Here is a 14,055-nt window from a genome sequence, read left to right as displayed (position 1 = left end):
TTTATCTTTTATTTTTCAATTATTTATTCCCCGCAGATCCGCACAATCGCCTCCGCGAAGATCACAACGCATTCTTTCAGGCATTCGATTTCCACGAACTCGTCTGCTCCGTGCATACGGTTGTCGACTTCAAGGTCTGCGCATCCAAACGCAACACCGTTTTTCAGATGATGCACATACGTTCCGCCGCCGATCGCAAATGGTTTGCCTGGTTTTCCAGTGACATCCGTGTAGCACTGCAGCAGGTTCTGGACAAACGGGCTGTCGGCCGGGACGTGGTGTGGTGGGAACATTCCGCTGCCTTCCATGGAGAAGCCGCCTTTTTTCATGTTCTGCCCGGCGGTATCGTACAGGTTTTCTTTTGTCGCGCAGATCGGGGCGCGGCAGTCGTAGGAACCGATCAAGGTTTTGCCGTCGTAGTTCATGAGGTCGAGGCTTAAGGTGAGCTCGCCGGACTCTTCATCTGACATGGCGACACCGAGGCCTGCGCCTTTGCCGTCGCCGTGCGGGTAAACTTTTGCAAGGAAACTGATGTCGTTTTTCAGTTCACTCTCTTCCATTCCAACAGATGCGAGAAGCTGCAGCAGTGCGGTCAGTGCGTTGTTACCCATTTCCGGGGTGGATGCGTGGGCGAAGGCACCGCAGGCTGTGATTTTTATATTGCCGTTTTCGGTGTCTTCCAGAACGAAGGAAACGCCGGTCTTCTGCTCAGTCTCGTCAGCGCAGGTTTTCAGGTCTTCTTTTGCCATGCCGGCAAGCTCTGCATATGCTTTGCCTGGTACAACGTTCAGTTTGGTGCCGGCCTGTAAGGATACAAGGCGCACGCCTGTCGTTCCGGCATCGGATGTTTTTTCGAAGTGGCCGCGCATGCCGCCTTTTTCAATGTTGATGACCGGGAATTCGGCATCCGGTGAGAAGGTGCATGGTGCTTCCACTTCTTTCTTATAATAATATTCGAGGTCAGAGCTTCCACACTCCTCGTCGGAACCGAGGACAAGACGGACGTTTTTCTTTAATGGGTAACCGAGTTCTTTGACAGCGCGCATTGCGTAGATAGCTGCGATCGCCGGTCCTTTGTCGTCTGCGGTTCCGCGGCCGAACATTTTTCCTTCTTTGATGCGCGGGGTGAATGGATCGGTCTCCTGCCAGCCTTCGCCTGCCGGTACGACATCGAGATGGGCGAGAATATCAAGGCCCTTTTCTTCCTGATTAAAGTCAGCTGCAATCGCGTAGTTGTCGTAGTTGGTTACGGCAAAGCCGTATTTTTCCAGAATTTCGATTCCCTGCGCCAGTGCTTCTGCCGCCGGTGCGCCGAATGGTTTGCCTGGCTCTGCCGCCTGTTTTTCGCTTGGAATCCGGATCAGGCTTTTCAGATCCTCGATCATTTCGGATTCGTGGTTTTCAATATATGTTCTCAATTCTTCTTTCCGCATCGTAACTTCTCCTTTTCTCTTCTCTGGCACCGTCGCAGTGCCGTTCTTTTCCTATCATAGCGCAGAAAGAGCAGAAAATCCACATTTTCTGCTCTTTCTGCCAAATAATCATTTGTTTTTGTCCAAATTGACTGTAATTTCATAATAATCGCACGGATGCGCCGTAAGCCCCGTCACGCCCTCGCCGGATACCATCGACATTTTGAGGTGTGATGTGAAGAAAAACATGTGGTCATCCAGCAGCATCTGCGTCATCTCGATGGCCAGTTCGGTTCGTTTTTCGGTATCAAACTCGCCGCTTAACTGCTGTTCCAGCATCTCGAGTGTCTCACTGTAATAACCGCCGCGGTTCTTGGAGGAATCCTGCAGGCAGTGCGTTGTAAAGAAATACTCGGGATCGCCCGTCGGTGCGCTGACAAATGCGCTGACATAAACATCCCAGTTTCCTTTTTTCAGCAGTTCCAGATGATTTGCCGTGCACTGGATCTGTACTTCGATTCCGATTTTCTTCAGCGATGCCTGTGCACTCTCCGCGAGAAGCGGCAGTTCCTGGCGGCTCGGATACGTGAGCCAGCAGATGGTCAGGCGTTTTCCGTCTTTTTCCACGTAGCCGTCGCCGTCCTCATCGGTCCAGCCTGCTTCAGCCAGCAGTTCTCTGGAATACTCAAGATCATAGGACTCTTCCTGCACTTTGCTGTCGCCGAATGCAAAGTAAGAGGGGAACGGGCCTTCCGCCACGCTTCCGTTTCCTTCCATCAGCGTATTCACAAAGCCCTCCCGGTCGATCGCTCCGATGACTGCCTCGCGCACGCGGTCGTCCTGCAGCACCTCGGATGATCCGTTAAACTGTCCGAAGAAGGTACGCGACGTATCCGCCGAAGAAATCGTGTATGGTTCATCGCGGAACAGGATCAGATTGGAATACGGCAGGCCGTACGCCGCGTCGAGCTCGCCTGACTGTAACGCCATCGTCATCGTATCGCCGTCGCGGATTGTTTTGACTTCGATCCGGTCGAGCTTTGGCGTTCCGTTCCAGTAATTGTCATTTTTCATGAGCGTCAGTCCCTGATCCGTCTCCACCTGTACTGCGCGGTACGGGCCGGTTCCGGCGACATTGCCGTCATCCGTCACACCTGCCTGCATATCAATGATGCATCCATATGGGTCAGACAGATAATTCAGAAGCGCCGGGACAGGCTGTTCGGTGTGAATCGTTACGATCAGGCCGTCTGCCTCGATGCTCTCAATTTTCAGATCCCCGCGTGCACGGTCATGTACTGCGATCAGATCCTCGAGACATTCTTTGACCGCCTCCGCGTCGAGAGTGCGCCCACTCGTAAAGGAGATGCCTTCATGCAGTGTAATCCGCCATGTTGTATCGTCCACAAGCTCATAGCTTTCTGCCAGCCATGGCTCAATCTCCATAGAATCGGAATAATGAAACAGCGTCTCACCGATCCCATAGCGGATACACGCCCAGCCGGAATAGCCGTTGTGCGGGTTGACATCGGACTCGTCGTTTTCGGCGTTGAATGTCGTGTCGCCGTATACGAAAACTTTTTCATCTGTACCATCTGCCGCTGTGCTCTGACAACCGGAAAACAGTACCACCGCCAGAATGCCGCACAAAACATATGCAATTTTTTTCCTTCTGCCGTTCTTTCTCTGCATTCTGTACTTCTCCTGTTTTCGCAAATGGCACCACCATTTCCGCTGTCTGATTTTCTGTTTCAACAGTTTTCTCACAGACTATACTCCATCAACAGTTTCGTGTATTCCTCTTTCGGGTACTCCAATACCTCCCGCGTCTCCCCCTGCTCCACGATTTTTCCCTGCCGCATGACAATCACACGGCTGCAGAGTTCCCGCACCAGCGCAAGGTCGTGGCCGATCCACAGCATCGCAAGTCCTTCTTCCCGCTGCAGTTTTTTCAGCAGTTGAACGATCTGCGCCTGTACCGCCGCATCGAGCGCACTCGTTGCCTCGTCGCAGATCAGAAGAGACGGCTGCACAGCAAGAGCCCGCGCAATTGCGGCTCTCTGGCACTCTCCGCCGCTCGTCTCGCGGGGATAGCGCATCGCCGTTTCCGAACTAAGTTCCACTTTTTTCAACAGCTCCGGCAGATGAAGACACGCCTCTTTCCGGCTCATTCCCTGATTCCGAAAAGCTTCCAGAATCCCGGTTTCGAGCGTCTGCATTGGATCGAAGGAATCCTGCGGGGTCTGGAAGACCATCTGTATTTTCCGGTAAACTTCGCGCTGCCGCCTGCCTTTTCTTCCGAGGATTTCCTCGCCTTCCAACAGAACGCTGCCTGCATCCGCCTGGACCAATCCGGTGATCAGACGGGCCGTCGTGCTTTTTCCGCATCCGCTCTCCCCGATCAGGCCAAGACATTCACCCGCATCCAGTGTGAAGCTGATGCCGTCCACGGCGGCAAATTCCGTTTCCCGGCCGGTTCCAGCAAAGTTTTTGCTTAAGTTGTTTACTTCCAGCATGTTATGATTATGCATCGTTCTTCCCTCTTCCCGGCACAGCCGCAAGGAGATTTTTTGTATATTCGTCCTTTGGGTGATCGAAAACCGTCCTTGTCTCCCCCTGCTCCACGATGTTTCCATCCTTCAAAACAGCAACCCTGTCTGCCATCTGCTCGAGAACCGCAAGATTGTGCGTCACCAGCACCATCCCCGTCTGCTCTTTCTGCTGCAACGCCTGAAGCTCCCGCAGCACCTGCGCCTGCGAAACCACATCGAGTGCACTCGTCGGCTCGTCCGCCAGAAGAAGCGACGGATGCAGCAGCATTGCGAGCGCAATCCCGACGCGCTGGTTCATGCCGCCGGAGAGCGACGATGGATAGCTGTTCCAGATCGTCTCGCCATCCGAAAGCCCCATATCCGCAAATCGCTGGAGCGTCATATCTTTGATTTCTCTGCGGCTTTTTCTGCCAGACATTCCCCCAGAAATCGGGGTGATGAATCCGCAGCGTTTCTCATGGGCGCGCACGCTTTCACAGATCTGTGCTCCGATTTTCCGGGTCGGACAGAGTGATGCCCCTGTATTCTGGAAAATCATACCAATTTCTGAACCGCACAGACTCCGCAGCTTCTTTTCGGACATGCCCGTCAGCTCCTCTCCGCGAAATGTGATCTGCCCGCCGGTGATGGAGCTATTCTTTCCCATCAGCCGCAGGATCGCTCGCAGCAAGGTACTTTTTCCACTGCCCGACTCCCCGGCGATGCCGACGGTTTCTCCTTTTTCGACGGAAAAACAGATGTTATTTAAAATTTGCTCCCCCTCATAACAGACAGAAAGGCCGCTGATTTCCAGCAGTTTTTCGCTCATGTTTTTGCTCCCTTTGTTTCCATTTTCGTTTGCCCCTTATCCCTGATCCACCGTTTTCCGTACCGCCTCACCAAGCAGATTGCAGACAAGAACGGTCAGAAAAATCGCCAGTCCCGGCGCCAGAATGACCCAGGGCGCGGTCTGCAGCATACTTCTTCCGTTGCTCATCATCGCTCCCCACTCCGCCGACGGCGCTTCCGCACCAAGGCCGAGGAAGGACAGACCCGCGATTTCCAGCATCATCGTTCCGATATCAAGCACCGCTGTGACAATCGTCTGCCCCGCAAGATTCGGCAGAATATGGCGTCCGATCATCTTCCATGTTCCGTTTCCTGTAAGGCGCGCCGCCGCGATGAACGGCATGTGTTTCAGTGCCAGCACACGGTTCCGTGCAAGCCGTGCATATTTCGGCCAGGAAACAAGGATCAGCGACACAACGGCTCCCGTCATGCCGCTCTGCAGAACGCCGGAAAATGCGATTGCAAATACCATACCCGGAAAGGCCAGAAAAATATCGGAGATCTGCATCAGAACCGTATCCGTTTTACCTTCCAGCCAGCCGCTGAAAATTCCGGCGAGTGTTCCGATCAGAGCGCTTGCCGCAACGACAAGAAGTGCTGAAAAAATGCTGACCCGCGCGCCGGAGAGAATCCTTGAAAACAGATCTCTTCCATAGCGGTCCGTCCCCATCCAGTGCGCCGCGGACGGCGGAAGAAGGGACAGTTCCAGATTCTGCTCATACGGATCGTACGGTGCCAGATGGGCCGCACACGCGGCAAACAGCAGCAGCGCACCGGCGAGGATGCCATAAAAAAGGATCTTTCTTTTCTGTTCTTTTTTCATCGCATTCCCTCCAGCTTCGCCCGCGGGTCCAGTGCCCCCATCAGCAGATCAGCAATGAGATGCAGCAGCAGATAGATCGCCGCCATCCACACCAGATATGCCTGAATCACGGGAATATCGTGCATGGAAACGGCATCCACGGCCATTTTTCCGACACCATTCCACATGAAAATCGTCTCAACGATGGCGGTTCCTCCAAGCAGCGAACCGGCGGATAAGAATAGCAGCGTGACCATCCGAAGCAGCACGGATTTTAATATATTTCCGAACAGAATCCGGTTTTCACTTAACCCACGTGCCCGTGCACCCGCCACGTACTCCTGCTCCAGCTCTGCAAGCACGGCAGAACGCACCTGACGGGTGTATTTTGCCGTCATCGAAACCGCAAGCGTCGCCGCCGGAAGCACACAGCTTTTCCATCCCTTTCCCATACTGAGAACCGGAAAAAGATTCCATTTCAGCGAAAAGAAATACAAGAGAAGAAGTGCAGTGAAAAACCCCGGAAACGAATTACCTGCAAAGCAGAACAGGCTGATACTGCGGTCCGCCCACGTATTCTGATATTTTGCACTTAAGATACCGAGCGGAAACGAAAGACAGACCGTCATGGCAAGCGCCAGCGCCGCAAGTGCAATCGTTGCGGGCAGTTTTTCGCAGAAGCTTACAAGCACCGGTTTGCCGGAAACGTACGACTCCCCGAAGTCACCGCGCAGGGCGTTTTTCAGCCATTGCAGGTACTGGACAGCTTTCGGCTCATTCAGTCCCAGCTCCTCCCGCATCGCTTCTTTTTCCGCCTCCGACATCACGCCGCCGCTGCTGCTCTCTTTTAAATCCACCGCATCGACCGAGGAAAGTCCCGTCAGCAGAAAAGCGAGAATCGTCACGCCGAGGAATACCGGAATCAGGCGAAGCAGTCGTTTTAACAGATATTTTTTCACAAATACTCCTTTACTGCTTCACGGCACAAATCGAAAACATCGGTGCCGGGTTATAGAACTCGTCTTTTTCCAGATAAATGCGTTTTCCAAGGCTCGTATCAATGCGGATTTCTCCCGCTGTGTTTTCGCACAGCACCGCCACATCGTACGCCGGCCGGTTTTTGCGGCTGATCGGGAGCTGTGATTTGATCCGTTCGCACTCTTCTAGCATCTCGTTTCCAACCTTGAAATGGGCATGCGCCTCCGGAAGTCCCTTCGTATCGGCAACATCTTCTTTTCCGTAATTGGCATCGAAGTTCAGCAGCACACCGCCCGTTTTCAGCACACGCATCCACTCGCCGTAAGCATGCTCCGCATTCGGCAGCGTCCACGTCAGGTTTCGGGAAATGACAACATCGAACGTTTCATCCGCAAACATCGGATTTTCCGCGTCCATGACCTGGAAGCAGCAGTCGGCATTCTCTTCTTCGGCAAGCTGGATTGCATTCTCAATCATCTCCGGTGTCAGGTCGATGCCGAATACCTCGTGGCCCTCTTTTGCCAGCAGGATCGAGAAAAATCCGGCTCCGCAGCCCACATCAAGGATCTTTAACCGTCTTCCCGCCGGGATCTGTTTTTCAATCTCTTTCATCCAGCGCTTCGCAATCGGGTTTGCAAGTTCGGAGCGTCTCTGCTCTAAAAAGCTCTCGCTCCGTTTCTCCCAGTAATGGACAATCTGCTCTTTGCGGTCGTCGTACTCCGGCTCGCGCACAATTCTTCCGTAAGCAACGACAGGGCCCCCTTCTGTTACCATATCGCCCGGTTTTGCCGCCGGATACCAGAGGCCGTCTTCGGAAGCCGCCTGATATTTTTCGCCGCGGCGGACGGTCACATCACCAAGCTGGAAGGACTGCTCTGCGCTTTTTTCCGCGCGCACCAGAAACATCGGTGTCGATGCATAGTTCAGTCTCTCTTCCTCGCTCCAGACGCGCTTCCAGATTTCGGAATCGGTCTGGATGGAACAGACGCCGAGGGATTCGAGCACCTTCGTATCCCACGCCGGCCGTTCCATCGCAGAGAGCGGCACCTGGCGCGCAATGTTTTCCATGCGGTCAATGTCCGTGCACAGATAATGGTCGTCGAGCTGCTGCTCTTCCACTTTCTTCCGGTCTGCCTCGTACGCTTCTTTTTTCTCCTCGTCATAGAGATAACCGTACCAGTTCGCATCAAAATTGAGCAACACGCCGCCCGGTTTCAGGACACGCATCCACTCTTGGTATGCCTGCTCCGGCTTTTCCAGATTCCAGGTCAGATTTCTGGAAATGACAACATCAAAGGTCTCATCCGCAAACTCCAGATTCTGTGCATCCATCCGCTGCAGCGTCACGCGCTCCAGACCGTATTTCGTATATTTTCCCAGATTCTCTTTCGCCTTTTCCAGCATCTCCTCCGTGTAGTCAACAGCCGTCACCGTATAACCTGCCTCCGACAAAATCATCGGGAAGAATCCCGGGCCGGTTCCGATATCGAGAATCTTCATCTCTTCTTTCTTTTTCTCTGGAAACTGCTCCTCTAATACATGCAGCCACGCTTCTCTCTGGCTTCCCGCCAGTTCTTTTTCATTGACCTCAGAATACCCCTCCGCACGGGTTCCCCAGTAGGAGGCAATTTCCTGTAATAATTCCTGTTCCATATCTTCCGCTTCTTTCTTCTTTTTCTTAACTTTCCCGGCGGGGTCGTTCTCCAACCGCTCAAATATCCCTTTACTCTACCAAAAATCGGCCTTTTTCACAAGCCCCCACGGGGGATATTCTTAACGCCGGCGCAGGGTATTCAGGTGATCGGCGGCGCGGATCTGATTATCTGCGGACGTCAGACAACCGACGGCGATACCGCGCAGGTCGGCCCTTTGATTGCGAAACATCTGACGATCCCGCATGCCGCCTGGGTCGCAGAGGTTACCGATGTCACGGATCATTCCATCACCGTCCGTCAGGATCTTGTGAGTGTTTCCCAGGTTTCCGAACTCCCTTATTCGTGCCTGATTACCATCGAGTTTCTCGAGCGCGAGCTGATCGACATTTTGTTTCCGGATATTTTTAAAGGAGAACCGTCATTCACTCGGTTCTCCTTTATATTGCCAGAATACCATCAGCTTTCTTGTCGCCGTATCCTCGCTGTATGTATATTTTACGGACCCGAGTCCGTAATAGCTGCAAAGATAGCCGGAAGCCTTATCGAGAAGCTCCGGTCGGGCTTCCATGACCTGTGCCATCAGATCATCGGTGGCAAATTTAAATTCGGAATACTCTTTTGTCTCTTCAATATCCGTCTCCATTTCCCACAGAATCTGCGTCGCATCAAATGTATCCATGTACCGGCCGATCTGGCGGTAATACTCGAGGTCATCTGCATTGCACGCCGGGAGCGGCAGATTCGCATCCGCCTGATGCGTGTCCGAAAATTCCGCATCGGAAACGCAGAGAAAATCGTAGTAGATCAGGTCGTCCGGCAGATTGTACTCGCCGCTCTCGCCCTCTGCGAATACCGGATCGCCCCAGGTTACATCGACGTTGTAATAATTGTCTCCGCACTTTACGATATTCCAGCCGTGCGCCTCGCCGGTGTCTGTCGTTCCCGTCACATAAATGACCGGGATGTCCAGGCGGTTCATCAGATACTGGAACGTTCTGGCATAGCCTGCGCAGACCGTCTGTCCGTTCACAAGTCCGCTGTAGAGTGTCTGATTCTCCGGCGCATCTTTCACATAATCAATCTGCCGGATACATTTTTCGAAGACAGCCTTGATCTTCCCATAGTCATCCATCGAACGGTCGATATCACTTAAGAAATCATTTCCCGCCCCTTTGATCTGGGTCTGGCGGCCTGTGATCTCCTCCGCAGAAATCGTGTATTCCGGAACTACCTCACAGTAGTTTTTCGGCTCACCGTATCCCGTGACATGTGATGCTCCGTTGATCCAGCAGTACTCCGGGTAATCCATATAGACCCATCCGTAAACCTCCGCCGTCACATCGGGATCGCCGCCTTTTGTGATGATGGTTTCCTGGTGTTCCGCGATTCCCTGCACCAGTTCGCGGTAAATCATCTGTCTGTTTTCATCGAGCTGGCTGTAATAATACCGCTTCGCCAGCTCCTCCTCATCTGTATTTTCCGCCTGAAACTGTGTTGCGCCATTCTCTGACAGACCATTGTTTTCGTCTGCCGTCTGTGAAGCAGTGCTGCTGTCCGCTCCGCTTCCGTTCTGCGCGGGATCGCTCTCATCAAACTCTCCGAATACCAGATAAGCCGCCAGCAGGGCAAGCATAAGCGGAAGCAGCGCCCGCAGCGGTCTCTTCCGTCTTCGTCTGTGTCTTCTCTTTGCCATTCTTCTTTTCTCCCAGATACGTTAAAACGCCGTCACACAGTGCATCCGCCACCTTTTTCTGGTACTCCTTTGTGTTCAGGAGCGCTTCTTCCTCCGGATTTGAGAGGAATCCGCACTCGCAGATCACCAGCACTGCGTCTGTCTTCTTCAGCATGTAATACGTTTTGTTTCCCTTGGCTTTCCTGTGATTCGCCGGATCGAGCCCCGCGACCAGTGCAGCCTGCATGCAGAGCGCCAGTTTTTCGCCTTCTTTTGAATCCGTATAATAAAACACCTGCGCCCCTTTGACCGCCGCATCCGGGTAGCTGTTCTGGTGAATGCTGATCACACAGTCCGGCTTTTTTTCATGAATCAGCTGCACGCGCCGCTGCAGATCCTGCACTTTCGCATTCACGGCTCCCGGATCGGAGAGATCATTCTCCCCTTCCCGCGTCATCACCACAAGGATTCCCTGCTTTTCCAGCTTCTTTTTCAGCAGACGGGCAATCGCAAGGTTGATGTCCTTTTCTTTGACACCGTTTGCCCCGATTTTGCCGGGATCGTCGCCGCCGTGGCCGCTGTCCAGCACCACTACTTTTGTGGCTGCCTTCTGTGCTGCCACCAGCCGTGCGCCCTCGCGGGACAGAACATACGCCGCCGAAAGCAGAATCACCGCCATCAGCCATTCCAGTTTTTTCCCTTTTTCCAAATAAAAAGCCCCCTGCTGCAAATTTCCTTTCTTGGTCATTTTATGCAGCAGCGGGGCAGGTTACAACTCTTATTGCTTCCGGTTACTCTTCCTCATCTTCTTCATCATGCGCGCGATTCGGGATTTCATCCTCTTCTTCGTCGTTGTCATCATCGAGATAATCCGGCTCATTTTCGAAATCGATGACTGCGGAATTTTCGACGATTTCGTCTTCTTCCTCTGCTTCTTCTGCGGTATCTTCACGGTCTGGCTCTGCGGCTGTTTCTTTTGCCTCTCCGGGAAAGATACTTTTTACCGGATCTTTCATGAAGGTTTCCACTTCCGATGCAGAACGTTTCATCTCCTCACGCATTTTTTCGATGCCGGCAAAGGTCTCCTCAAAAATTCTGCGATTCTTCTCGAGTACACTCGTCATGGTTTCCATCTCGGCGTAAATCTTCTGGTATCTGGTGTTGGCTTTCTGCAGCTCCGCGTCCATATGGCTCTGGATTTCTTCTGCTTCGGCCTGCAGTTTTTCTTCATAAACAGCAGCCAGTTCCTCGCCCTTCTGACGTGCGCTCTCTACCATGTATTCGCACTGTTCCTTCGTCTCGCGGCGCTGCTTTGCACAGGATTCCTTTGTCTCTTCCCGCTGTTTCCGGCAGGACTCGTTTGTCTCCTCTCTCTTTTTGCAGCACGCCTCATCCGTTTCCTCCGTTTTCTCGCGGCAGGACTCGTCCGTTTCTTCGGTTTTCCGGCGGCAGGCTTCCTCGGTCTCTTCTTTTAGCTTTCTGCAGCTCTCCTCTGTTTCCTGTGTCAGTTTTTTCGCTTTCACCTGTGCCTCAAACACAAGGCCGCTGATGCTGTCATAATTGTCGATATAGCTCTGGTATTTCTCATGAATATTTTTTTCGAGCTCCTCGATTTTATCCTCACGCTCGCGGATCTTGCGGTTCAGCTTCTCGATTTCCTGCTCTTTTTCCTCGATCTTCGCTTCCAGTTTCTTCTGAGCGGCATACGCCTGATCTTTCAGGTTCTGCACTTTCGTCATGACATCGTCCTTATCGAAACCGCCCATCAGCGTTGTTTTAAATAATTCTTCGTGATTGTTTTCTGACATGTATACTCCTCCTTCGTGCCCGGGCTTTTATCATTCCCCTTATCCTTCCCGGACTCCTCGTCAACTGTTTGTTTCAATATATTCTGAAATCAGACTCCAGACGTCTGCGCACTCGAATCCGAGCTTCCACTCTGCCACCCCGGCGAGATCAGCGCTTTGGATCACTTTCAGTTTTTCCTCCATGGACTGCTCATCCTCCATCCAGATCGTGTATCTGGCATCGGAAGTTTCTACCGTTGCCACATTCTGGCCAAGGGATGCATCCCAGGTTTCTGTCATCTGATTCTCTTTGGCATAGTTTTTGGTGCCATCCATGCCCAGCACCTCGCTGGTAATGGCGCTCTGTCCGAACTTTTCCGTCCAGACACGGGTATAAAACGGGATTCCGCAGATCACCTGATCGGCAGGCATCACCCGCGTCATCTCCTCCACGGCCTGCTGTACGAACGGGAGGGATGAAACAGAGCCTGCCTCCTCGCTTCCCGCGAAATGCTCGTCATAGGCCATGACAATCATATAGTCCACAAATCTTGCCTGCTCGCCGCGCTGATAATACATCGTGTAAGCCTGCGGTACCGGCGTATCGACCGACACCACAAGATTCTGTGCATGCGCCGCGCTCGTCAGTTCCCGCAGAAACTGCAGGTAATGCGGGATTCCGGCCTCTTTCAGATTCTCGAAATCCACGTTGATGCCGTCCATGCCGCACGATGCTGCCTCGGCGAGCAGCTGCTCAATGATTCTACTGCGCACGGATGCGTAGGCAAGATCGGTTGTTTCGTCAAATGCTTCATTAAAGTTATCAATCAATCCCCAGACTTCCCGTCCCGCTTCATGCGCCAGTTTCACGTAATCGGCGCTCGCAAGGCTGGAAATCGTACCGGTTTCGTCTGTCACGGAAAACCAGGTCGGTGAAATCACGTTCACGCCGGTCATTTCTGCTGTCATCTCTGCCATCGCGTCGTTCGACTCGGTCGATGTGCTCTGATGCCAGACCAGATTGATTTTGTGATCCCGTGTAATTCTTTCATAGGAATCTTTCTTTGCCGTCCGCGCTTCGATGTCCTCCGGCTCGGAGATATCCTCTGTCTGGATGTAGCCGGTATAGCCGTCCGCCGTCATGACTTTGCACCAGTTGTCCAGATTTTCCAGATACAGCAGGGTGTCACCCTTCTGTACATCCGCAAGAATCAGACTCTTGATGCCGCCTTTCTGGCGCACCTGCGCGGTGTCTGACTGTACCGTCGCCTGCTCCACTCCGTCCCATTCATTCCGGATTACAACACGGTTGGGATCGCTGTAATATGCATAGTCGAGATCTGTGTATTCTTTTACGACATCCAGCGAAATGTAAACCGTTCCGTCGCTCTCCTGCTGTACGGCAGGCTGTCCGCCCGGTGTTTTGGCAACGGCCGCATCGCCCGGAAGCAGTGTCTGCACGCCGCCGCTCGTTGTAAGCAGGATTCCTTTTGTTTCTTCATCCCAGTAGAAGCAGCTGTTCAGCTGGGATTCTACATATGTGTACGCCGCATACGGCTCTCCTCCGATAAGGACGGCCTGCTCTTCCAGAAGTTCTCCGTTCTGGATCAGCGCAACGCTGTTTTCGTCTGTCAGGTTAAAATATTCGTTCCCGGCCATGTATTCGGTTCCGGGTTTATATCGGTTTATCAAAAATGAAACAATGCCTGCTGCACCGACTAGCACGATCAGAATCAGTACGACCAGTACCGGCGCTGCTTTTTTCTTCTGTTGCTCCTTCATGTGTTCTTTTCCCCTTTTCTTCGCTCTGAAGATCTCCCCACTTGCGCCCATTATAACAAAAAAAATACCCAATAGCAACCGTTATGCGCAAGGGAACCGCATGCGAGTCAGAAAGTATCGTTACAGTTCACTGGTTCCCAGCGAACTGTAACATTCGCAGCCCTCATTTAAAGTTTTGCTTCGCAAAAGGAGGGCTGCTCACACCTGAATCATGTTCTTACGCAGCGAAACAGCAGGTGTTTCACTGCTGATTGAACAGTAACGAACGTATCGTTGCTTTTTGCTATTGGGTATTTTTCAGAAAATCTGTTTAAAAAGTTTTGTCGATTGTTTGTTTCATGGCTTATTTGCAGTTGTGACGTACAAAAAAGAAAGCCCCATCGATCCGTATGAAATACTTTTGTTTTTAGTTTCAATGATCATGTTTCGCGGGGACGCCTTCTTATCCGATCCGTTTTTTCTGTGCCTGCTTCCGGCCGGAGTATGCACCCTCCGGGCAGAAGCAAAGGTTTCCCCAACTCCTATTATACTTCAAGCCGGGGGAATTACAAATAAAGTTTGTCCCTTCATTTCTGAAAAAATTATGC

General features: G+C 52.4%; 12 protein-coding genes. All 12 read right to left on the bottom strand.

Annotated elements, in window-relative coordinates:
- Positions 1-23 precede the first annotated feature (23 nt).
- Entirely contained in the window at positions 24-1,433 is a 1,410-nt protein-coding gene (locus PGS38_RS07960; protein ID WP_118659365.1) for a Sapep family Mn(2+)-dependent dipeptidase, read from the bottom strand.
- Between the two features lie 108 nt (positions 1,434-1,541).
- Positions 1,542-3,104 carry an ABC transporter substrate-binding protein gene (locus PGS38_RS07955; protein ID WP_118659364.1) on the bottom strand — a complete coding sequence of 521 codons (1,563 nt, stop codon included), beginning with the start codon at positions 3,102-3,104 and terminating at the stop codon, positions 1,542-1,544.
- 71 nt (positions 3,105-3,175) lie between these two features.
- The gene (locus PGS38_RS07950) at positions 3,176-3,943 is read right to left on the bottom strand and encodes an ABC transporter ATP-binding protein (RefSeq protein WP_022461627.1); all 768 of its coding nucleotides are present in this window, start codon (positions 3,941-3,943) and stop codon (positions 3,176-3,178) included.
- A complete protein-coding gene (locus PGS38_RS07945; protein ID WP_118659363.1) occupies positions 3,936-4,772 on the bottom strand; it encodes an ABC transporter ATP-binding protein in 837 nt (278 codons plus the stop codon). The genes PGS38_RS07950 and PGS38_RS07945 overlap by 8 nt, the downstream gene beginning before the upstream one ends.
- Positions 4,773-4,808: 36 nt before the next feature.
- Positions 4,809-5,615: a nickel transporter permease gene (gene nikC / locus PGS38_RS07940; protein WP_055228100.1), complete on the bottom strand. Its 807-nt coding sequence runs from the start codon at positions 5,613-5,615 to the stop codon at positions 4,809-4,811.
- Positions 5,612-6,553: an ABC transporter permease gene (locus PGS38_RS07935; RefSeq protein WP_118659362.1), complete on the bottom strand. Its 942-nt coding sequence runs from the start codon at positions 6,551-6,553 to the stop codon at positions 5,612-5,614. Before PGS38_RS07935 ends, nikC begins: the two co-directional genes overlap by 4 nt.
- Before the next feature lie 10 nt (positions 6,554-6,563).
- Entirely contained in the window at positions 6,564-8,225 is a 1,662-nt protein-coding gene (locus PGS38_RS07930; RefSeq protein ID WP_118659426.1) for a class I SAM-dependent methyltransferase, read from the bottom strand.
- A gap of 120 nt (positions 8,226-8,345) precedes the next feature.
- Positions 8,346-8,510 carry a hypothetical protein gene (locus tag PGS38_RS17935; protein ID WP_330410122.1) on the bottom strand — a complete coding sequence of 55 codons (165 nt, stop codon included), beginning with the start codon at positions 8,508-8,510 and terminating at the stop codon, positions 8,346-8,348.
- Between the two features lie 135 nt (positions 8,511-8,645).
- Positions 8,646-9,920 carry a transglutaminase domain-containing protein gene (locus tag PGS38_RS07920; protein WP_118659361.1) on the bottom strand — a complete coding sequence of 425 codons (1,275 nt, stop codon included), beginning with the start codon at positions 9,918-9,920 and terminating at the stop codon, positions 8,646-8,648.
- Positions 9,817-10,608 carry an N-acetylmuramoyl-L-alanine amidase gene (locus PGS38_RS07915; protein ID WP_330421815.1) on the bottom strand — a complete coding sequence of 264 codons (792 nt, stop codon included), beginning with the start codon at positions 10,606-10,608 and terminating at the stop codon, positions 9,817-9,819. The genes PGS38_RS07920 and PGS38_RS07915 overlap by 104 nt, the downstream gene beginning before the upstream one ends.
- Positions 10,609-10,690: 82 nt before the next feature.
- Positions 10,691-11,707, bottom strand: a complete 1,017-nt coding sequence (locus tag PGS38_RS07910; RefSeq protein WP_117814513.1) for a coiled-coil domain-containing protein — start codon at positions 11,705-11,707, stop codon at positions 10,691-10,693.
- Between the two features lie 60 nt (positions 11,708-11,767).
- Positions 11,768-13,468 carry a glycosyl hydrolase family 18 protein gene (locus tag PGS38_RS07905; RefSeq protein ID WP_270476128.1) on the bottom strand — a complete coding sequence of 567 codons (1,701 nt, stop codon included), beginning with the start codon at positions 13,466-13,468 and terminating at the stop codon, positions 11,768-11,770.
- Positions 13,469-14,055 lie beyond the last annotated feature (587 nt).

Source organism: Fusicatenibacter saccharivorans (assembly GCF_027667425.1).
Lineage (GTDB): Bacteria > Bacillota > Clostridia > Lachnospirales > Lachnospiraceae > Fusicatenibacter > Fusicatenibacter saccharivorans.
The sequence above is the reverse complement of the archived record's forward strand: the minus strand, read 5'-3'. Positions and strand labels throughout refer to the sequence as shown.

Coding starts and splice junctions, on each gene's coding strand:
- PGS38_RS07950 (WP_022461627.1), bottom strand. CDS start 3,943: ATGCATAATCATAACATGCTGGAAGTAAACAACTTAAGCAAAAACTTT.
- nikC (WP_055228100.1), bottom strand. CDS start 5,615: ATGAAAAAAGAACAGAAAAGAAAGATCCTTTTTTATGGCATCCTCGCC.
- PGS38_RS07930 (WP_118659426.1), bottom strand. CDS start 8,225: ATGGAACAGGAATTATTACAGGAAATTGCCTCCTACTGGGGAACCCGT.
- PGS38_RS07905 (WP_270476128.1), bottom strand. CDS start 13,468: ATGAAGGAGCAACAGAAGAAAAAAGCAGCGCCGGTACTGGTCGTACTG.
- PGS38_RS07920 (WP_118659361.1), bottom strand. CDS start 9,920: ATGGCAAAGAGAAGACACAGACGAAGACGGAAGAGACCGCTGCGGGCG.
- PGS38_RS07955 (WP_118659364.1), bottom strand. CDS start 3,104: ATGCAGAGAAAGAACGGCAGAAGGAAAAAAATTGCATATGTTTTGTGC.
- PGS38_RS07910 (WP_117814513.1), bottom strand. CDS start 11,707: ATGTCAGAAAACAATCACGAAGAATTATTTAAAACAACGCTGATGGGC.
- PGS38_RS07945 (WP_118659363.1), bottom strand. CDS start 4,772: ATGAGCGAAAAACTGCTGGAAATCAGCGGCCTTTCTGTCTGTTATGAG.
- PGS38_RS07960 (WP_118659365.1), bottom strand. CDS start 1,433: ATGCGGAAAGAAGAATTGAGAACATATATTGAAAACCACGAATCCGAA.
- PGS38_RS17935 (WP_330410122.1), bottom strand. CDS start 8,510: ATGATCCGTGACATCGGTAACCTCTGCGACCCAGGCGGCATGCGGGAT.